This is a genomic window from Bacillus sp. ISL-7 (assembly GCF_018613065.1).
This window is the reverse complement of sequence record NZ_JAGGQW010000056.1, coordinates 57,109-76,070: the sequence shown is the minus strand read 5'-3', so window position 1 is coordinate 76,070 and position 18,962 is coordinate 57,109. Positions and strand designations below refer to the sequence as shown.

Sequence of the window (18,962 nt, the reverse complement as noted above, 5' to 3'; positions counted from 1 at the left end):
AGAATTAATCAGTAAAACACGCAGCAATGGGACTAATTTACTTAAGGAAACTGAGAGGATTTAATTACCATATCACAGAAAATAGGAAAGAGTCTCCCCAAACACAGGGAGACTCTTATTTATCTATGAATAATGTAATCTATATTACTTAGAAAACTGTAGTTCTTCAGACACAGATTCAGGTTTGTCACAGGTACTTTCCATGATATAGTGTTTTCCATTTTCTGATGATTCATGGAGTCCGTGCATTGCTTCTAGAACATGGTATGCTAATTCACCATTGGCTCGATAGTTACCGCCATCGAGGATCGCCTTGGCCATATCTGCGACACCCAGTCCTCTGCAGTTTTGAACGTACCCAGAAGTCAGCGGGACCTCTACAAATTCTTTTTCGTCACGTTTTCTTACTCGAACAGGACCGCCAAATGTATTAGGATCTGGAACGAGTATTGTACCTTGACTTCCATAGATTTCAATAGGTGGCAGCGATGTTCCGCCAAAGGCGTCAAAGCTGGTTGTAATTGTCCCGATGACACCTGAGTTAAAATCAATCACACCGGAAAGATGGGTAGGGGTAGAGACTTGAATCTCTGTTCCTGCTTTAGGTTTACTAATCACGGTTCGTTTTGGATAACTAATACGAGCGGATCCAGTAATTCGGTTAATAGGTCCTAACAGTGCTATTAATGCTGTTAAATAATAAGGACCCATATCAAACATTGGTCCGCCGCCGGTCTTATAATAAAAGGCAGGGTCTGGGTGCCAATGCTCATGTCCACGGCAAATCATGAAGGCCGAAGCACCCACAGGGACACCAATTTCTCCTTGTTCAATTATTTGGATTGCTGTTTGAATACCAGCACCCAAGAAGGTGTCAGGTGCACTCCCAACTAAAAGATGATGCTTCTGGGCTGTTTCTAGAATTTGCTTACCTTCCTCGCGTGTAACAGCAAGCGGTTTTTCCGTATAAACATGTTTTCCTGCTTCGAGTGCTTGAATACAAACAAGGGCATGAGATTTTGGAATCGTTAAATTAATGACTAGTTCAATTTCAGGGTCTGAAAGCAGTTCCACGACAGAACAAGCTTTTGGAATCCCAAATTTCTCAGCCTGAGCCTGTGCACGCGGTAAATCTAAATCCGCACAGGCAACAAGCTCAAGGTGGGAGAATTTCTGACAATTTTCCATATAAATAGAACTAATATTTCCGCATCCAATGATACCGATTTTAAGTCTTCTCATTATTGGTTCCTCCGGTTTAATATTCTTGGTCATTGTATAAATCTAATTATTATTGACTGTCTCCCATACCTGTATAAACACGGCCATTCCCATAAAGAGCGGCTACATCCACACCTTCGGCCCGTTTCTTTCCTTCCGCAGCCCATAAAAATCCGCGGCGCATAATAAGTGTTACTTCTGGCATTGTAATGACATTAGCTTGGTGTCCTAATGAACTATAAAAAACATTTCCAAGACCCCAGCGTTTTGTCCAAACAACAGGCATATCAACGGCTTTATTTGCAGCATGAGGACCGTGAACAACTGGGAAGCGAGTGGTCGCTAACACTTCAACGGCTGGATCAAAATGAAGGTAATACTGCTCACTGACAACTTTAAAATCGGAGATGCCCTCTAATAACGGACTTGTAGAATGCTTGATGTTTACCATATATTCCACACCATCATTTCCAGGATGTGCTACCCAGTTCCCGCCTGTCATGAATTGCCAATCGACATTATTGCGGAAGGAGTCACACATTCCGCCGTGGCACCCTGCTAAACCAACACCAGCTATAACCGCTTCGGAAATATTTAAGGCATATTTATTTTCAATCTTACCCATTGTCCAGTGGGGAATAATTAGATCTAAGGATTTCAGCTTTTCCGTGTCTGCATAAGCGTCAAATGTATTGGAAACCTCAACTTGAAAGTTTTCTTCCTCAAGTATCCCTCTAAAGATTTCTGCTACCTGATCTGGTTGATGGCCATCCCATCCGCCCCAGACGATTAATGCCTTTTTTTCATAATTAGAGCACTCCTTTAATTTTTATTTTTTTATACTTCAGATATACGAATCCATTGACGTTTTTCTATCGATAAATCAACCGCCTCCAAAACTTCTTGGCACTTTACGCCATCACGGAAGTTTGGAACGGGCTGGCGATCTTCACGGAATGACGCCATAAGTTCAACTACTTCGTGAATAAACGTATGTTCATATCCAATCGTATGTCCTGGCGGCCACCATGCTTCCGCAAAAGCGTGGGAAGGGTCAGTCGCTAAGACGCGGCGGAAGCCTTGGACATCATCTCTATCATCAGCAAAATAAACCTGAAGTTCATTCATGCGTTCAAAGTCAAAGATGACGCTTCCTTTACTGCCGTTGATTTCAAAAGAATTCTTACAGCGATGCCCTGTAGCAAATCGTGTAGCCTCAAAGCTTCCTAAAGCCCCGTTAGCAAAACGGGCTAAAAATAGGGTAGCATCATCAACCGTTACTTCGCCTTTTTCATCACTATCGCTGCCTTTAGCAGATAAACCAGACATTTGAGAAGGAATTGGTCTTTCTTTAATAAAGGTTTCATTCATTCCAATAACCTCAGTAATATCACCGATTAGATAATGAGCCAAATCGACAAGATGGGCCCCCAGATCTCCATGAGACCCTGAACCAGCAATTTCTTTTTGCAGTCTCCAGGCTAGAGGGAAGTTCGGATCTACGAGCCAATCCTGTAAAAACCAGGCGCGGAAATGATAGACTTCTCCTAGCTTACCTTCGTCGAGAAGCTTTTTAGCCAGCATCACAGCAGGGGCAAAGCGATAGTTAAAGCCGACCATATGTTTAACTCCAGCAGATTCAACGACTTCAAGCATTTCTCTAGAATCCTCAAGTGTAAGCGCTAACGGTTTTTCGCAAAAAACATGCTTGCCTGCTTTTGCTGCTGCAATTGTTATTTCTTTATGTACATCACTCGGTGCATTGATATCGATAAGGTCAATATCTTCTCTTTGTAAAAGAGTTTTCCAGTCGGTTGTGTGTTCCTCCCAACCGAATTGCTTAGCTGCAGCAGCGACAGCGTTATGGTCACGACCACAAATCACCTTCATTTCAGGATGAATGATCTTAGGGAAAAATAGGGGAAGATCTCGATAGGCATGACTGTGGGCTTTGCCCATAAATTTGTAGCCAATCATTCCAATTTTTACGGTTTCCATAACGAATCTCCTTTTCTTATTTAAGAATTAAAAAGTATAAAATATTAATAGATTTTTATTAAGATTGTTTGGTGTAAGTTGTCTTAAGTTGTGAAGATGCCCGTTCTATAAAGGTAATTGGCAATCGTTCATTAATTTCTGACATGGTACCTTGAGTGATCAATTGGAGAACTTTTTCAGCTGCCATTTGCCCCATATCAAAAAGCGGTACATGAACGGTGCTAAGTGGCGGGGAAGTCATCCTTGAAATTTCAGAGTTATCATACCCAATGAGAGCATAATCACGACCTGCCTGGTAGCCTTGTTCACCTAAACCCTGCATAAGACCAATAGCCATTCGATCATTCCCGGCAAAAATAGCATGGATTTCTGGCAGCAAAGAAGCTATACCGGCAGCCGCTTGAAAACCACTTTTACGGCTATAATTCCCTTGAAAAACGAACTGAGGATTGTAGGGAATACCCGCATTCAAAAGGGCAGTTTCATAACCGTGTAATCGATCGATACTATTTGAAAATTCATTTGGTCCATTTAAAAAGATTATTTGTTCATTCCCATTCATTAGCAGAGAGGATACGGCTTGTAAACTACCATCAAAATGTTCTGCGTCAATGGAATGAAAGGGATAGCCCGAAAAAGTTTGATTCACAAGACAATAGGGGAGTTGCAATTGGTGTAAATTTTCAAGTGCTTCCACTTCACCAGAAACATCCTTGGAACCTAGGATGATGCATCCATCTACCTTCTGGGTATGAAAAAGCTTCACATAATCTTTCGGCTCATCAGGGGATTGAAATAAAAGTAGCAAACCATATCCAAACTCACCAAGCTTCGCTCCAATTCCACTTAAAAGTTCCGAAAAATAATGGGTAGTCATCAAGTTTACTCTTTGAAAATATGGAACAATGACCCCAATGTTGTTACTTTTCCCTCGTGCAAAGCTTTGGGCAATGGCATTAGGGTGGTAGTTCAGTTGTTGGGCGGCTTGCAAAACCTTTTGTTTTGTTTCTTCACGTAAGGGACCGATATTATTAAATACTCGTGAAACGGTGGCTTCAGAAACGCCGGCTAATTTTGCAACATCTTTCCGGTTAGCCAAAATATCACCTCTAAACTTATAATGTACACGCGTTCATTCTCACTTATTATCTGATAATTGTCAATATTAAAATTTGTTATTATTTATTTTTAAAGTTGATAATTTCCAGAAGATATACAATATTAATCATCTCTATTGTGGGTATACCATTATGGTAATAGTAAATTGGTTAATTATTCTTTCTCCATATTTTGGAGGAGGCATAACAATGAAATGGAAGGGAAGACGGCAAAGCGCAAACGTTGAAGACCGAAGAGGAATGGGCATGGGTGGCAAAACAGTAATTGGAGGCAGTATAGGCAGTATAGGCAGTACGTTTTTTTTAAGCAAAAAGAGCCGTCATCTACGGCTCTTGATTCATTATTTTGCAAATACATGATCACCAATCGTCTTTACTACTTCACGCGTACGAATCCAATCATCCGTTGCAATTTCCGGGTTATAAAAATAAATGCAATTATTTAAACGATCAGCCCTCGTTAATGCTTCTTCGACTGCTCGTTTCGACTCATCTGATGCTGGCTTTTTAATTTCACCATTTTGAACCGGAGAAAAGGCATAGCTATTGCCTACTACTTGTTTAATTACAGCGGTCACTGTATTTGGGAAATGAGGAGAATCAACTCGATTCAATACAACAGTCGCAACTGCAACTTTTCCTTCATAAGATTCACCTTTTGCTTCAGCCTCTACTAATCTGGCAAATAAATCTTTCTCTTTATTTGATATTGACACTGCTGGTTCCTCTTGTTTTTTTTCTGGCGTTTCTATTTCAGGTTTTGATGATTTTATTGCTTTTACTTTCGGTTGATCAGGATTTTGCAACATTTCTTCAATATAAACCCAATCGTTCGGTTGATTATTAACTTGTTCTATATTATTAGTGTCTAATCCATATTGTTGTCCTAGTTCCCAAGGGCTATCTCCTTTTACAACTGGAGATTGGGTAATAGCCTCGGCCGTATTAATTTGTAAACCTATAAGTGCAAATGTAGCTACACAAGCTACAACTAATTTTTTCATGTAATTGTTTTTCATGTGGCTACCTCCTGTAAATTCGTATGGTACTACTTTATCATGTGCTAGTACACGATTTACAGAACGCTACTGTTACATTTCTTTTTAATTTGATGAACAACATTACAGGTAGAATAGATTTATGACAATTTTCCTATATAAATGACATATTCCATCCAATATAACGAAATAGAGGAATATTTTACTTGGAATTTCTTGTAATGTAATGGAAGTATTCGGTGAAGAGTGAATTTATTGAATTTTCTTTCATGTGGAAAGGAATATCATTCTTAGTTATTGTAAAAGAATAATTATGAAGGGTGGAATATTAGTGTGGGCAAAAATCACGAAAGTGAGCAACTACAACGAGGTCTAAACAACAGGCACATCCAGCTAATTGCACTTGGAGGTGCGATTGGAGTAGGTCTGTTCTATGGTTCAAGTGCAACGATTCAAATGGCTGGTCCGTCAATTTTGCTCTCTTACTTAGTCGGAGGCTTAGTTATTTTTACCATTATGAGAGCATTAGGGGAAATGGCTGTAGATGAGCCGGTTTCCGGCTCATTTAGTTCATACGCAAATAGTTATTTAGGACCGTTTGCGGGTTACTTAACCGGTTGGACCTATTGGTTTATGTGGGTTGTCGTTGGGATGGCGGAAATTACAGTTGTTGGTGTCTATGTAAACTACTGGTTTCCAGAAATACCACAATGGCTGACAGCTCTTGCAACACTTGTTGTAATCACAATGGTAAACCTTACAAGTGTTAAAGCATTTGGAGAGTTTGAATTCTGGTTCGCGATGATTAAAGTGGTTGCGATTATTGGAATGATTGTTGTTGGATTAGGAATGATCCTCTTAGGTATCGGCAACGAAGGCCAGCCCATAGGTTTTAACAATCTTTGGACTCATGGAGGATTTATGCCAAATGGGATAAAAGGTATTTTCATGTCATTGGTTCTAGTGATGTTTTCATTTGGCGGGGTAGAACTGGTCGGGATTACCGCAGGGGAGGCTAAAAATCCTCGAAAATCAATTCCATCTGCAATCAACAATGTGGTCTGGAGGATTTTAATTTTTTATATTGCTGCACTAGGCATCATGATGAGTTTATATCCTTGGAATGAAGTAGGGACGAATGGAAGCCCGTTTGTGTTAATTTTTGATAAAATCGGAATTCCTGGGGCTGCCCATATAATTAACTTTGTCGTGTTAACAGCAGCTTTGTCTGCTTTTAATAGTGGTTTATTCAGTACTGGAAGAATGCTATACAATTTATCTCTTCAAAATAATGGGCCGAAATATTTTGGAAAGCTCAACAAGCATTCTACACCCCGACGTGGAATCCTATTTTCGTCATCATTTTTATTAGTGGCAGTATTTTTAAATTATATTGTTCCTGAAAAAGTATTTATCTATATTTCTTCTGTTGCAACGGTTGCGGTTATTACTAGCTGGACCATAATACTGATTACACAAATAAAGTTCAGACAATCAAAAACGACAGAAGAAGTAAAAAAACTAGCATTTAAAATGCCGCTATATCCAGTTTCAAGCTACTTAGCCCTTGCTTTTTTAGCACTTGTCGTGGTCTTAATGGCCTTTATTGAGGGTATGCGAGGAGCATTAATTGTAGCACCTATATGGTTTATGGTCCTTTATATAGGATATAAATTGAAAAAGAAGGAATAATCAGAGAGCTCGACTTACAAAGAAAAAGTAAGATAAATGTAAGCCGACAATCCTACATTAAAAGGTGTCAGGCACCATCCAATTTTGGATGGTGCCTGACACCTTTTTGCTATAGACATCTTTAACCCAAGAAAGTGTTAAATGTCGGGAAATTATAGGCAATTTGTCATGATTTGACAGTTCGACAAAATATAAATATAATTTAAGTTATTCTGAATATTACTAATAATGGGATTTTCACATGTAATAGCTTTTAAAACAGGAGGTCAAGAATGATTGTATTTAATCAGGTACATAAGTTTTATGGGGATTTTCATGTCTTAAAAGATATTAATCTTACAATCAATCAAGGTGAAGTAGTTGTAGTAATTGGTCCATCTGGATCAGGGAAAAGTACCTTGTTGCGCTGTATCAATCATCTGGAAACCATCTCTGACGGGACACTCACCGTAAATGGGATCTCAGTAGGCGATAAAAAAACAGATATCAATAAGCTGAGGCGCAATATTGGAATGGTTTTTCAGCACTTCTATTTATATCCGCACAAAACAGTGCTGGAAAATATCACTCTTGCGCCTATGAAAGTCTTGGGCCAATCCGAAAAAGAAGCTAAGGAAACAGCCCGTCATTATCTTACCAAGGTAGGCATATTAGATAAGGCTGAATCTTATCCTTCCCAGCTTTCCGGAGGTCAGCAGCAGCGTGTAGCTATCGCCCGTGGCCTTGCAATGAACCCGGAGATCATGCTTTTCGATGAACCAACCTCAGCACTTGATCCTGAAATGATCGGCGAGGTACTGGATGTGATGAAAGCCCTCGCCAAAGAAGGCATGACGATGGTCGTCGTAACCCACGAAATGGGCTTTGCCAAGGAGGTTGCTGACCGAATCGTTTTTATGGATGAGGGGCGAATATTAGAAGAAGCAGTTCCGGCTGAATTTTATGAGAATCCGCGTGAAGAACGGGCTCGCTTATTTCTCAGCCGTATATTAAATCATTAATAGGGAGGAAATGGAATGTTCAAAACAAAAAATTTCGTAAAAATGGCGGTAGTGTCAACTATGGCCGCTATACTACTTGCGGGTTGCGGCGGGGACAAGGCTTCAAAAGAAAGCAGCAAAGATGTACTTGCTCAGATTAAAGAAGAGAAAAAAATCGTATTTGGTGTAAAACATGATACTCGTTTGTTTGGATTGAAAAATCCCTCGACAGGTGAGGTGGAAGGGTTTGACATTGATCTTTCTAAGGCACTGGCTGAAGAAATGTTTGGCAAAGAGGTTAAGCCTGAGTATGTAGAGGTTACTTCGAAAACGAGGGTAGGACTCTTAAATAATGGTAAGGTTGATGCGGTTGTCGCCACTATGACCATCAATGAAGAACGTAAAAAAGAAGTCGATTTTACAGATGTATATTTTGATGCCGGGCAATCATTGCTAGTGAAAAAAGGAAGCAAGGTTAAGGGCATTGAAGACTTGAAAAAAGGAACAAAGGTGCTTGCTGTTAAAGGCTCGACCTCATCCGTAAATATTCGTGAGAAAGCTCCTGAAACAACCGTACTTGAATTTGAAAACTACGCTGAAGCATTTACAGCATTAAAGTCAGGTAAGGGTGATGCCCTGACCACAGATGATGCAATCCTTTATGGTATGGCAGAAGAAGATCCGTCCTTTGAGTTGGTTGGAGGTACGTTCACAGAAGAGCCTTATGGGATAGCTGTTAAAAAAGGCAATAAAGAGCTTGTCGATGAGTTAAATAAAGCATTAAAAAGCCTGAAGGATTCAGGTAAGTACGATGAAATTAAGGATAAATGGATTAAACATTAATTATTTATATCGGGTTTCTCGTCAGGTTGGGCAGCAGTCCGCAGGCAAGTTTGCGGACTTGCTCATTCTGATCAATTAGGAGGAGATCGTTTGCTGGATTTCTCGATACTAACAAATAATATCGATTCATTTTTGGAAGGATTAAAAATAACGATTATAGCTAGTTTAATAGCATTAATATGCAGTTTTATTTTGGGTACACTTATTGCAGTCATGCGAATTGCCCCATTTAAACCTCTTAACTTGCTTGGTTCGGCATATGTTGAATTTATCCGTAATATACCTGTACTGGTTATCGTGTTTTTCACTTACTTAGCTGGAAACTTTGGCGGGATGACTGCAGGAACCATCGGATTGACCATCTATACAGCCGCTTTCATTGCCGAAGCAATCCGTGCCGGAATTATGTCTGTTCCAAAAGGGCAAATGGAAGCTGCCCGCTCGACAGGATTGAGTTACGGCCAGGCAATGAGAATGGTTATACTCCCTCAGGCTATTAAGATCGTCATCCCTCCTCTTGGCAACCAATTTATCAATTTAGTTAAAAATTCATCATTGTTAGCCGTAGTCGCAGGTGGGGATTTAATGTATCAAGGGGATTTAATTTCGGCAAAGACATACATAACTTTTGATACCTATATTTTTGTGGCCTTATTTTATTTAATTTTAACAATACCTTTAAGTCTTGGCGTAGGATTTTTAGAAAAACGCATGGCTAGAAGTAATTAAGGAGCTGTGTAGATGGATTTTCTAGCACCGTTCATTGAAGTGTATACACTGGACAATATTAAATTTTTACTGGAAGGGTTTGGGGTCACTCTTAAGGTCGCTGCCATTTCAATTGTGCTTAGCTTCATTATTGGCGGTCTCACAGGAACGCTCAGATATGCGAGGATTCCCGTTGTTTCTAAATTACTTGCCGTGATTGTTGAGACAATTCGAAACCTTCCTTTGCTGCTGATCATTTTCTTCACTTATTTTGCATTGCCCGAAATCGGAATTGAAATGGAAATAACTTCAGCGGCTATTGCAGCATTGACGGTTTTTGAATCGGCGATGATATCGGAAATTATCCGAAGCGGTTTAAACTCCATCGAAAAAGGACAGGTGGAAGCAGGACGTGCGTCTGGCCTGACCTACATCCAGACATTACGGTATATCATCATGCCCCAAGCGCTGAGAAGAATGGTTCCTCCGATTGTGAGTCAATTTATTTCTCTGCTTAAAGATACATCGTTAGCTGTCGTCATCGCCTTACCGGATTTATTGCACAACGGACAAATTGTTTATGCGCAAAAGGGATCGTATGTGATACCTGTATTTGTCATAGTTGCGTTGATGTACTTTATTGTTAATTATGCTTTGTCACTAGTTGCACGAAAGTTAGAATTAAAGCAGACTTAAGAAATCCGGCTCATGAAAGGGCCCGGATTTTTTTACTTAAAAATACAAATGCTTTAATTGATAAAAAATTGAAGATCATTACACGATTAGCCGTTTTAATGGAAAATACTTTTATTGATTCCTGTTATATGTCTGGATTAAGACACAATAAAGCGAAAAGGCCTATTTGTCACGATTGAAATGAGTGAACATGACGAAACATCCCATCTTTATTAGTTTTTAAAAATGGAGAAAAGCTTTGCACATTTGCAGAGTGCAAATGCCAAAACTCCAGATGCAGTAGGAGAATTCTTATAAACAATATAAAAAGAGTTGGTGTTCCAAAAATTTGGAGCACCCTTTTTTGCTGTGGAAGCACATTGCACTATATTTTTATAATAAAAGTAATTGACCTAAAGACAGCGGAATGGGGATCCGACCCCATAGACCCTGAAGAAGAAAATCTGCGAGTGTCAGGCACACCTATTTAACATTCCTAATAAAAGCCACTTTGGGCACAATAATTCCGACCATAAAATTGAGGTGATACCATGTCAGTTGATCGTATATGTACCATTGGACCGGCAAGTAATGATAAAAAAGTTCTAACTGAGTTGATTAATCATGGGATGACGATTGCACGATTGAATTTTTCTCATGGGACTCACGACAGCCACAGGAATGTCATTCGATTATTAAAAACACTTAGCGGAGAGAAAGGACATCCAATTAAAGTATTGGGTGATCTCCAAGGTCCAAAAATACGACTGGGCGAAGTAGAAGGTGAAAAAATCACCCTTAACACAGGACAGTCCTTTTCCCTTCACATCGATCAAGTAGTAGGTAACGATAAACAAGCTAGTGTCGATTATGAAGGTTTAATTAAAGATGTAAAATCAGGAAATCGAATTTTAATTAATGATGGCGCCGTGGAGTTGGAAGTTACGAAGGTAGAGCAAACTAAAGTTGTTACCACAGTTAAATCAGGAGGGGAAATATCTTCCCATAAAGGAGTAAATCTTCCAGGTGTTGTTACCAGTTTACCTGCCCTTACAGAAAAAGATAAACAAGATATTCAATTCCTTTTACAAGAAGAAGTTGATTTCATAGCTTGCTCATTTGTCCGCAGGGCAACGCATATTAAAGAAGTTCGCAGCTTTATGGAAAGTGTGGGGGGACATACGCCTAAGCTGGTGGCCAAAATTGAAACGGTTGAGGCCATTCAAAATTTCTAGAAAATTTGTTCGGAAACTGATGCCGTGATGATTGCCCGGGGCGACCTTGGTGTAGAGCTGCCCTATCAATGGATCCCAATGTTACAAAAAGCGATGATTACCGAATGCAACCGGCTGGATACGTATGTCATAACAGCAACCCAAATGCTGCAATCGATGGTAGAGAATCCTCTGCCAACAAGAGCGGAAGTCACAGATATTTTCCAATCCGTAATGGATGGGACAAACGCTGTGATGTTGTCTGCTGAAAGTGCTGCAGGAAATTATCCTGTACAGAGCATTGGAACATTGAAACTTGTGTCCCAATTTGCAGACTGCGTGAGGAAAGAAGCACCTTTTGATTTTGCAGATATGCTAAAACTGTTGAATAATACAATTAGTAGTTAAAAAAGAAAAGCAGTTTTCGTAAAATTTGTTGTTTTTATAGACATCCAATATCCTTAAAACGTAATTCCTAGGAAAAAAAACATCCATTCCCTAACAGCAAAAAGGAAGGAAGGTGAATTTCACCTTCCTAATATTTTTTCTAATTTAATTTTAAGCTCGCTGAATCGTAGTGGTTGAGAAGTTTTTAACCATCTTTTGTAAGTTTCTATGGCCTTCTCTTAATTTTATTGTTTCTTCGATAATTTTTTGGAATCCTTCCAAATCTCTATCAGATGCATTTAATAACGACTTCGGTAGACCTTCGACGATTTGTTGTAGGGATAAATCCATACTCAAGGAAAATGACCACCTTTCAACTTATTCGTTAGACATCTGTTACGTCTTCTTTACTATTTTTGTAACGGGATGATTTTTTCCTGCTATCACGTTTTAAAACTTATCTACATTAATCTCCATATTTTATAAGGAATAGTTAAATTACTTCTTAATCGGACAAATTAAGACGGTAAATCATATGGTACCTCTACTGTTTGTAGAAAAATATTAAATTTAAATGGTCTTTTTGTAATGTTCATAAAACACTTTGAAAAGTCTCTCGTCACCAGATCGATCGGGATGAAGGGCTTTAAGTAGTTTCTTAAACTCTTTCTTCAACATTGCTTTGTCAGTCCCTGCATCTAAACCAAATAATGAGTTAAAGGTAAGTGGGGGATGATCGGAAAGAGCATATTCTGCTTTTAACATTTTTTTTAAGCCACTAACTTTTGCTTGTTCGATCCGAATAGTAGTTTTTACCTCTTCGATTTCCTCTTTTAACTTCTGGTTCTCTTGAAACGTCTTTTCCCAGTGCAGATAATCCATACCAAATTGTTTAATCTTGTCCTCAATTTTCTTTTCTAGTATGAATGCAACTAGATCTTTTGGTTGGATCAAGAAGTCAATATTAAGATGTTTGGTCCTTTTCGCTTTTATTTTCCCTTCGAGGATCCAACGTATGACGATTTGTTCACTAGCTGTTATCCCTTCATCCCTTAGCAGTTCAGTTACCTCTTTTACATTTAACATGTGATCCACTCATTCTTGTTTCTAATTTTTTTCACATTTCTATGTACTTTTTGTTTTTAAAGTTAAATTCAATGTATCATACATAAAAACTTTTCAGGTTTACGATAATATTAAGTTTTATTAAGAATTATTTCAAAATTAACTTTTAGATTAAATTTTTAGAAAGACATTTTCTTTTGTTAAAGAAGGTTAACAATTCCTTTAAAAGTCATTAAATACCCGTTCAATCGACAAATTCTTAAAAAATCTCATTTATAATTGCCCTTATGAAAGGAGTGGAACCCTTCTTAATGAAAAATAACCAACGAAAAGCAGTCCATCTAAAAAGGCAATTTTTAATAAATGAACTTATTAGATCCGGAATATTTAAAAAAAATAATAAACATTTGTATGAATGGACTTTGGGTGAACTAGAAACTGAGTACCAATATGTTGAAACAAATGGTTTGGATTCAAGTACAAAAACAATAAGATAAAAAAGCATTCTTCAACTGAAATAATCTTAGAATTTAATGATAATCGGGGCGGAGAACTATATTGTCATTTAATATGAAGTATGAAGTAGGAAAGTGATAATCGTAGGTTTACGAATTTGATTTCTTTAAAATTGTTTACATAGGTACCAATTATTAAATTAAAGGGAAGTAACAGTTGAAAATCTAGCTGCTTTGGCGGCTTTTTTGTTTTTTCCAATAAAGGATGCATCATAAAAGCTAGGTGTCAGGAACCACCCATTTACTGGATGGTGCCTGACACTTTTTTGTTTATAAGTGGATTTTAAAGAAACAAGAAATTTTTTATAAAAAAAGATTTCTAAATATTCAACGAATAGGGTATAATAAAAAAACAATAAAGAAGTTACTGCAACATTTATAAATTATGAAGCATTTCCTGCGCGGATTGGAGGACATATGAAAAGCTTTGAAACGATTATTAAGGAAAAATATGAAACGTTGTCTCCTGGACAAAAAAAAGTAGCCAAACATCTGATTGAAAAACTTGATGAATCAGCTTTTGACACGGCAACTATGATTGGACGAAAGGTAGATGTTAGTGAAACCACCGTCATCCGACTCTCCTATGCGTTGGGATTCAATGGATTTAGCGAAATGCTCCATTACATTCAACAGCAGATGGTAAACAAAAGTTTGCATCCATTCAATACAAATTCCAAAATCGAAAATAAAGAAGAAGAGCACACTTCTCTTTTTACGGAAATCTTGGAAAAGGAAATTCTTTCCCAGCGACAAACCAATCACCAGCTCAATGAAACCGAGCTTTGGAAGGTCGTTGATGTTTTAATCAAAGCAGATCGGATTTTCATTTTGGGAATGGGTGCATCCTATGCACCGGCTCACTGGTTTTCTTTTCAGCTTCATACACTGCGGGATCAAGTCACACTTTGTCCGTCAACAGGAGAAATCTATGAGCGGTTAACCGATTTAAGTGATCGCTCTGTTCTATTTATTATCTCGTTTCCTCGTTATTCGAAGGAAACCCTGCATATTGCAGAATGTGCCAAAAAACAAGGGGTTCCAATCATTTGCGTTACCGATCGATTATTGTCTCCGATTGGTCGAATCGCCGATTATACGCTGACAACAGAAGAAGATTCCGAATCGGCCGCCCACTCCATCACACCCGCGATCATTTTGTTGGATTTTATCATTGCTGGGATGAAGGTGAAAAATTCGGATGCAATCCAAGTTCGACAGCAAAAATTAGAAGAACTTTACTCAAACTATGGTGTGTTTGTTGAATGACAAATTTGGATGGGAGTTCCATTATGAGCCAGCTTATCAATTTTATGAACGAGCAGGAACAAGCGATTCTAAAGACTTATGCTGATCTGCACCAATTGGCGGAGCCAAGCTGGCAGGAACAGAAAACTTCACAATATATTCAGGAAGAATTAGCGAAAGCAGGGATCTCATTTAAAACATACGAAGGGCATTTTGGTATTGTTGCGGATATTCCAGGAGAAGGCAACGAGATCGTTGCTTTACGTGCGGATATGGATGCCCTTTTACAAGAAGTGAAAGGGAAGGTTCAACCCAATCATTCCTGCGGGCATGATGCCCACAGCACCATGGTATTACATACTGCCTTAGCCATAGCTGCTAATAAATCTTATCACACTAAACCGATCCGGTTTATTTTTCAACCAGCAGAGGAGAAGGGGGAGGGGGCGCTGCGAATGATGCACGAGGGTGCTTTGAAAGGCGTTCAATACTTATTTGGTGTTCATCTTCGTCCATGGATGGAAGTTCCAATGGGGAAAGTGGCTCCTGCCATTGTTCATAGTTCCTGTGCTACCATTTACGGGGTCATCAAGGGCAAGCAAGCACATGCATCGCGGCCTCAGGATGGAAATAACCCAATCGAAGCCGCTTCCTACTTAATTCAGGCATTGCAAAACATTCGCTTAAAAAGCCCGGACTCCTTTTCAATTAAAATGACAGGTTTACATGCTGGAGGAGATTCCTCCAATGTCATTCCGGAAACTGCAAATTTTATTTTGGATTTACGTGCAAGTACAAATGGAGCAATGGATGAACTGCAGTCGAGAGCAGTGGATTTGCTAGATAAGGTCGGTACTTTGACTGGGACAAGTATAAACGGAACCGTGAAAGAATTTGTTCCTGCTGCAAGATTAAATACTGAAGCTATAAAACTAGCAAATGCTGCCGCTGCCTCTGTCTTGGGAGAAGAAAATGTAGTAGACAATTGTATTTCACAAGGAGGAGAAGATTTTCATTTTTATACCCTGCAAAATCCGGATGTAAAGGCGACCATGATTGGATTAGGCTGTGACTTGCGTCCTGGACTTCACCACCCGGACATGCAATTCAATCAGAAGGCACTACTATATGGAACGAAAATATTAACAAGTCTACTTTATAATGCCGCTTCAAAAAATAATGAAAATAAACATTAATGGGGGATCATTATGAAAAAGTATATGGTTGGTTTGTGTTTAGCATGTCTAATCCTGATCATGGCAGCCTGCGGTGGCAGCAAAGAAACTAGCGGTTTAGCAAAAAGTGATCCCCTTAAATCCATTAAGGATAAGGGAAAAATTGAGATTGCAATGGAAGGGGCATATCCTCCCTATAACTACATCAATAAAAGTAATGAATTAGAAGGATTTGACGTAGACATTGCTCAAGAAGTGGCAAAAAGACTGGGTGTGAAAGCAGTTCTAGTCTCTAACCCATGGGATAGTATGATCCCTGCATTAACAGGCAAAAAGTTTGATATTATCATTTCCGATATGGCCATTACAGACGAAAGAAAGAAGAAAGTCTCTTTTAGTGACCCTTATTTTACAACTGGCAATCAGTTGTTTGTTCCAAAAGATTCTTCCATCAAAGCACCAAAAGACATGAAGGGGAAAAAAATTGGTGTAACGATCTCAACCACTGCTGCAGAAGAGGTAACAAAGCTTGGGGCCGATGTGAAACTTTATAAGAATGATTTTCTTGCCTTTGAGGATTTAGTAAATGGCCGATTAGAAGGTGTATCAACAGACCAAGGTGTCGGTGCAAAAATTATTCTCGATCAAAATTATAGTTTAGTAGCAATTGATGGTCTATTGAACACAGAGCTAGCAGGAATGACCATTCGAAAAGAAGATAATGATCTCCGTAAAGAGATCAATAAGATTATAGCTGAAATGCAAAAAGACGGAAAATATGAGGAAATTAGTAAAAAATGGTTTGGAAAAGACATCCGATAAGGAGCTAAAGATATGTTAGATTTTTCTCTTGTTACTCAGTACATTCCATTTCTACTCGAGGCATCTCTAATGACACTTGAAATCTCCATTGTTTCCTTAGTACTAGGGTTAATTATGGGAATCATTATCGTGATCATGAAGATTTCAAAGTTTAAGATTTTGTCTTTGTTCGCAGACTTTTATATTTGGGTCCTTAGAGGGACCCCACTTTTGGTTCAACTATTTCTTGTCTACTTTGGTCTTCCGCAAATAGGGATTGAGTTGAATCCCTTTACCGCCTCTGTTCTAGCTTTAGGAATAAATGCTGGAGCCTATATTGCCGAAATTTTAAGAGGGGGGATCTTGTCAATCCCTAAAGGACAGATGGAAGCAGCACAATCACTAGGTCTGAGTTATCCAACAGTCATGCGGAGAATTATTCTCCCGCAGGCGTTAAGAGTAAGCATCCCTGCGATTGGCAATGAGTCTATTACACTACTAAAAGATTCATCGCTCGCTTCTCTTGTTACCGTTTCAGAATTAATGATGACTTCACAAAGATTTGCATCAACCAACTATGCGTTTATCGAGTTCTATATTACTGCAGCCGTTCTTTATTTAGTGATGACAACGATCTTCTCGTTTTTCTTAAGAAAGGTCGAATTTAAGTTGTCGGTTAGCGAACGTTAGTAAGGGAGGACCTACCTTGTCAAATAAAGTGAAAGATCATCTTTATCCTATTATTGAAATTGAAAATGTCCATAAAAGTTTTAATCAGCTGGAGGTCTTAAAAGGGATTAATTTACAAGTGTACCCTGGCGAAGTGGTTGCCCTGATTGGTTCCAGCGGATCGGGGAAAAGTACACTCCTTCGCTGTCTGAACGGGCTCGAGACTCTTTCATCTGGCCGAATTTCAATTGATAGCACGGTATTGAACTATTCGCCGCGGAGCATTCAACAAATTAGACGGGAAGTAGGGATGGTGTTTCAACAATTCAACTTATTTCCGCACCTGACCGTTTTACAAAACATTATTGAAGCGCCGATTCAGGCGTTAAAGAAGTCGAAGGCAGAAGCCGTCGAAAAGGCATTAGTTTTACTAGAAAGGGTGGGGCTTAAAGATAAAAAAGATGTATACCCAAGGAAACTTTCTGGAGGTCAGCAGCAGCGAGTCGCGATTGCACGGGCGATGGCGATGAATCCAAAAATTATGCTGTTTGATGAACCGACCTCCGCCTTAGACCCAGAACTTGTTAGTGAAGTTCTTAATGTTATGAAGGGATTGGCCGAAGAAGGAATGACGATGCTGATTGTGACTCACGAAATGAAGTTTGCTAGAGAAGTGGCCGATCGCGTCATTTATATGTGTGACGGGGTCATTGAAGAACAAGGAGCTCCAGCACAACTGTTCACCAATCCTACTAGTGATCGTTTAAAAAGCTTTCTTAAAAATGTCATCTAATCAATTGGCAGGAGGATAGTTACTCAATATGGACTTACAAAAACTGATTACAATACGCATGTTACATACGACAGAAGAATTGACTGCTGTGAGAGATTTAGAAAGTCTTGTTTGGGCTGATGAGGATCCGGTCCCCGTTAACCATAGCATTGCCGTCGTTAAAAATGGCGGTATGGTGATTGGCGCTTTTTCTGGAACTCGATTAATTGGCTTTCAGTATAGCTTTCCAGGATTTGATGGGACAAAAGTCTATCTTTGTTCGCATAGTATGGGGATTCACCCAGATTTTCGGAAAATGGGAATCGGGGAAAAATTAAAATTAAAGCAGCGTGAAGAAGCACGAAAGATGGGCTATCAACTCATCACATGGACGTATGACCCACTGGAAACGGTCAATGGATACCTTAATTTAAGTAAACTAGGCGGAGTGTGTACGCAGTATATTGAGAATTGTTATGGTGAAATGCCTGATATTCTTAATGCAGGGTTGCCTTCTGACCGCTTCTTAGTGGAATGGAACATAGCTGAGGAAACGTCTAAGAGGATGGAAGATTTCGTTGATAACCATGAAGTGCCCCTCTTGATTCAAGTGGACGAGGATGCAGAGGGCTTGCCGGTACCGAAGGATATTTTTCTAGATAGCGAGAGGGATGCCTGGGCCAATCTCCTCTATGTTCCGGTTCCAAATCAATTCCAAACGATTAAATCGAATAATTTAAATGCTGCATTGGAATGGAGAATGAAAACGCGCAAGATTTTTACCCATTATATGAGCAAAGGGTGGACGGTTACGGCATTACGGAAAAGTGATCAGCCTTACCTTCATCATTATGTATTAACCAAGAAACATACTTAACGGAGA

19 protein-coding genes and 3 pseudogenes are annotated in these 18,962 nt (G+C 39.1%); 15 read left to right on the top strand and 7 right to left on the bottom strand.

All coding sequences use genetic code 11. The annotated features are described in order from the left end of the window. Positions 1-144: 144 nt before the first annotated feature. The 4 genes from J7E66_RS22895 to J7E66_RS22880 are packed head-to-tail and all read right to left on the bottom strand — an operon-like array spanning position 145 to position 4,318. Positions 145-1,242 carry a Gfo/Idh/MocA family protein gene (locus J7E66_RS22895; protein WP_215004076.1) on the bottom strand — a complete coding sequence of 366 codons (1,098 nt, stop codon included), beginning with the start codon at positions 1,240-1,242 and terminating at the stop codon, positions 145-147. A 49-nt stretch (positions 1,243-1,291) separates the two neighbouring features. Further along, positions 1,292-2,011, bottom strand: a complete 720-nt coding sequence (locus J7E66_RS22890) for a ThuA domain-containing protein (protein ID WP_215004189.1) — start codon at positions 2,009-2,011, stop codon at positions 1,292-1,294. Positions 2,012-2,058: 47 nt separating this feature from the next. Next, entirely contained in the window at positions 2,059-3,219 is a 1,161-nt protein-coding gene (locus J7E66_RS22885; RefSeq protein ID WP_215004074.1) for a Gfo/Idh/MocA family protein, read from the bottom strand. A 58-nt stretch (positions 3,220-3,277) separates the two neighbouring features. Further along, positions 3,278-4,318, bottom strand: coding sequence for a LacI family DNA-binding transcriptional regulator (locus J7E66_RS22880; protein WP_215004072.1), 1,041 nt, complete (start codon positions 4,316-4,318; stop codon positions 3,278-3,280). 208 nt (positions 4,319-4,526) lie between these two features. Between J7E66_RS22880 and J7E66_RS33105 the strand changes: the two are divergent. Beyond that, positions 4,527-4,625: pseudogene (locus J7E66_RS33105) on the top strand (KPN_02809 family neutral zinc metallopeptidase); the annotation flags it as partial. 53 nt (positions 4,626-4,678) lie between these two features. Here J7E66_RS33105 and J7E66_RS22870 read toward each other — a convergent pair. After that, positions 4,679-5,356: a cell wall hydrolase gene (locus J7E66_RS22870; protein WP_215004070.1), complete on the bottom strand. Its 678-nt coding sequence runs from the start codon at positions 5,354-5,356 to the stop codon at positions 4,679-4,681. A 312-nt stretch (positions 5,357-5,668) separates the two neighbouring features. Here J7E66_RS22870 and J7E66_RS22865 point away from each other — a divergent pair, with 312 nt between their 5' ends. The 7 genes and pseudogenes from J7E66_RS22865 (at position 5,669) to J7E66_RS22835 (ending at position 11,855) form a co-directional block, all read left to right on the top strand. Next, a complete protein-coding gene (locus J7E66_RS22865; RefSeq protein WP_215004068.1) occupies positions 5,669-7,027 on the top strand; it encodes an amino acid permease in 1,359 nt (452 codons plus the stop codon). 272 nt (positions 7,028-7,299) lie between these two features. Next, positions 7,300-8,028: an amino acid ABC transporter ATP-binding protein gene (locus J7E66_RS22860; protein WP_088088296.1), complete on the top strand. Its 729-nt coding sequence runs from the start codon at positions 7,300-7,302 to the stop codon at positions 8,026-8,028. 15 nt (positions 8,029-8,043) lie between these two features. Then, the gene (locus J7E66_RS22855) at positions 8,044-8,850 is read left to right on the top strand and encodes a transporter substrate-binding domain-containing protein (RefSeq protein WP_214713811.1); all 807 of its coding nucleotides are present in this window, start codon (positions 8,044-8,046) and stop codon (positions 8,848-8,850) included. A gap of 90 nt (positions 8,851-8,940) precedes the next feature. After that, positions 8,941-9,579, top strand: coding sequence for an amino acid ABC transporter permease (locus tag J7E66_RS22850; RefSeq protein ID WP_168244506.1), 639 nt, complete (start codon positions 8,941-8,943; stop codon positions 9,577-9,579). A gap of 12 nt (positions 9,580-9,591) precedes the next feature. Next, a complete protein-coding gene (locus tag J7E66_RS22845) occupies positions 9,592-10,254 on the top strand; it encodes an amino acid ABC transporter permease (RefSeq protein WP_215004066.1) in 663 nt (220 codons plus the stop codon). Positions 10,255-10,454: 200 nt separating this feature from the next. After that, positions 10,455-10,551, top strand: a pseudogene (locus J7E66_RS22840) (thioredoxin family protein); the annotation flags it as partial. A gap of 233 nt (positions 10,552-10,784) precedes the next feature. After that, positions 10,785-11,855 (top strand): annotated as a pseudogene (locus tag J7E66_RS22835) (pyruvate kinase). Positions 11,856-12,005: 150 nt separating this feature from the next. On the opposite strand, the gene J7E66_RS22830 reads toward J7E66_RS22835, so the two are convergent. Beyond that, positions 12,006-12,191 carry a hypothetical protein gene (locus J7E66_RS22830; protein WP_088088290.1) on the bottom strand — a complete coding sequence of 62 codons (186 nt, stop codon included), beginning with the start codon at positions 12,189-12,191 and terminating at the stop codon, positions 12,006-12,008. Between the two features lie 213 nt (positions 12,192-12,404). Then, on the bottom strand, positions 12,405-12,920 hold the full coding sequence (locus tag J7E66_RS22825; protein WP_215004064.1) for a J domain-containing protein: 516 nt from the start codon (positions 12,918-12,920) through the stop codon (positions 12,405-12,407). 266 nt (positions 12,921-13,186) lie between these two features. On the opposite strand from J7E66_RS22825, the gene J7E66_RS32380 reads away from it, so the two are divergent. The 7 genes from J7E66_RS32380 to J7E66_RS22790 all read left to right on the top strand — a co-directional run bounded on the left by J7E66_RS32380 (position 13,187) and on the right by J7E66_RS22790 (position 18,956). Beyond that, positions 13,187-13,396 carry a Fur-regulated basic protein FbpA gene (locus J7E66_RS32380; RefSeq protein WP_308162567.1) on the top strand — a complete coding sequence of 70 codons (210 nt, stop codon included), beginning with the start codon at positions 13,187-13,189 and terminating at the stop codon, positions 13,394-13,396. Positions 13,397-13,831: 435 nt separating this feature from the next. Further along, on the top strand, positions 13,832-14,683 hold the full coding sequence (locus J7E66_RS22815; RefSeq protein WP_215004060.1) for a MurR/RpiR family transcriptional regulator: 852 nt from the start codon (positions 13,832-13,834) through the stop codon (positions 14,681-14,683). Between the two features lie 23 nt (positions 14,684-14,706). Further along, positions 14,707-15,858 (top strand): amidohydrolase, encoded by a 1,152-nt coding sequence (locus J7E66_RS22810; RefSeq protein ID WP_215004058.1) that lies wholly within the window; start codon positions 14,707-14,709, stop codon positions 15,856-15,858. A 12-nt stretch (positions 15,859-15,870) separates the two neighbouring features. Continuing rightward, a complete protein-coding gene (locus tag J7E66_RS22805) occupies positions 15,871-16,659 on the top strand; it encodes a transporter substrate-binding domain-containing protein (RefSeq protein WP_215004056.1) in 789 nt (262 codons plus the stop codon). Positions 16,660-16,671: 12 nt separating this feature from the next. Further along, the gene (locus J7E66_RS22800; RefSeq protein WP_215004054.1) at positions 16,672-17,328 is read left to right on the top strand and encodes an amino acid ABC transporter permease; all 657 of its coding nucleotides are present in this window, start codon (positions 16,672-16,674) and stop codon (positions 17,326-17,328) included. A gap of 49 nt (positions 17,329-17,377) precedes the next feature. Continuing rightward, the gene (locus J7E66_RS22795) at positions 17,378-18,100 is read left to right on the top strand and encodes an amino acid ABC transporter ATP-binding protein (protein ID WP_215004188.1); all 723 of its coding nucleotides are present in this window, start codon (positions 17,378-17,380) and stop codon (positions 18,098-18,100) included. 28 nt (positions 18,101-18,128) lie between these two features. After that, on the top strand, positions 18,129-18,956 hold the full coding sequence (locus J7E66_RS22790; RefSeq protein ID WP_215004052.1) for a GNAT family N-acetyltransferase: 828 nt from the start codon (positions 18,129-18,131) through the stop codon (positions 18,954-18,956). Positions 18,957-18,962: the final 6 nt, after the last annotated feature.

Excerpts from the sequence above, each read along its gene's own strand:
- J7E66_RS22845 (WP_215004066.1), top strand. The coding sequence starts at position 9,592 with ATGGATTTTCTAGCACCGTTCATTGAAGTGTATACACTGGACAATATT.
- J7E66_RS22790 (WP_215004052.1), top strand. The coding sequence starts at position 18,129 with ATGGACTTACAAAAACTGATTACAATACGCATGTTACATACGACAGAA.
- J7E66_RS22825 (WP_215004064.1), bottom strand. The coding sequence starts at position 12,920 with ATGTTAAATGTAAAAGAGGTAACTGAACTGCTAAGGGATGAAGGGATA.
- J7E66_RS22800 (WP_215004054.1), top strand. The coding sequence starts at position 16,672 with ATGTTAGATTTTTCTCTTGTTACTCAGTACATTCCATTTCTACTCGAG.
- J7E66_RS22810 (WP_215004058.1), top strand. The coding sequence starts at position 14,707 with ATGAGCCAGCTTATCAATTTTATGAACGAGCAGGAACAAGCGATTCTA.
- J7E66_RS22860 (WP_088088296.1), top strand. The coding sequence starts at position 7,300 with ATGATTGTATTTAATCAGGTACATAAGTTTTATGGGGATTTTCATGTC.
- J7E66_RS22815 (WP_215004060.1), top strand. The coding sequence starts at position 13,832 with ATGAAAAGCTTTGAAACGATTATTAAGGAAAAATATGAAACGTTGTCT.
- J7E66_RS22805 (WP_215004056.1), top strand. The coding sequence starts at position 15,871 with ATGAAAAAGTATATGGTTGGTTTGTGTTTAGCATGTCTAATCCTGATC.
- J7E66_RS22855 (WP_214713811.1), top strand. The coding sequence starts at position 8,044 with ATGTTCAAAACAAAAAATTTCGTAAAAATGGCGGTAGTGTCAACTATG.
- J7E66_RS22885 (WP_215004074.1), bottom strand. The coding sequence starts at position 3,219 with ATGGAAACCGTAAAAATTGGAATGATTGGCTACAAATTTATGGGCAAA.
- J7E66_RS22870 (WP_215004070.1), bottom strand. The coding sequence starts at position 5,356 with ATGAAAAACAATTACATGAAAAAATTAGTTGTAGCTTGTGTAGCTACA.
- J7E66_RS32380 (WP_308162567.1), top strand. The coding sequence starts at position 13,187 with ATGAAAGGAGTGGAACCCTTCTTAATGAAAAATAACCAACGAAAAGCA.
- J7E66_RS22895 (WP_215004076.1), bottom strand. The coding sequence starts at position 1,242 with ATGAGAAGACTTAAAATCGGTATCATTGGATGCGGAAATATTAGTTCT.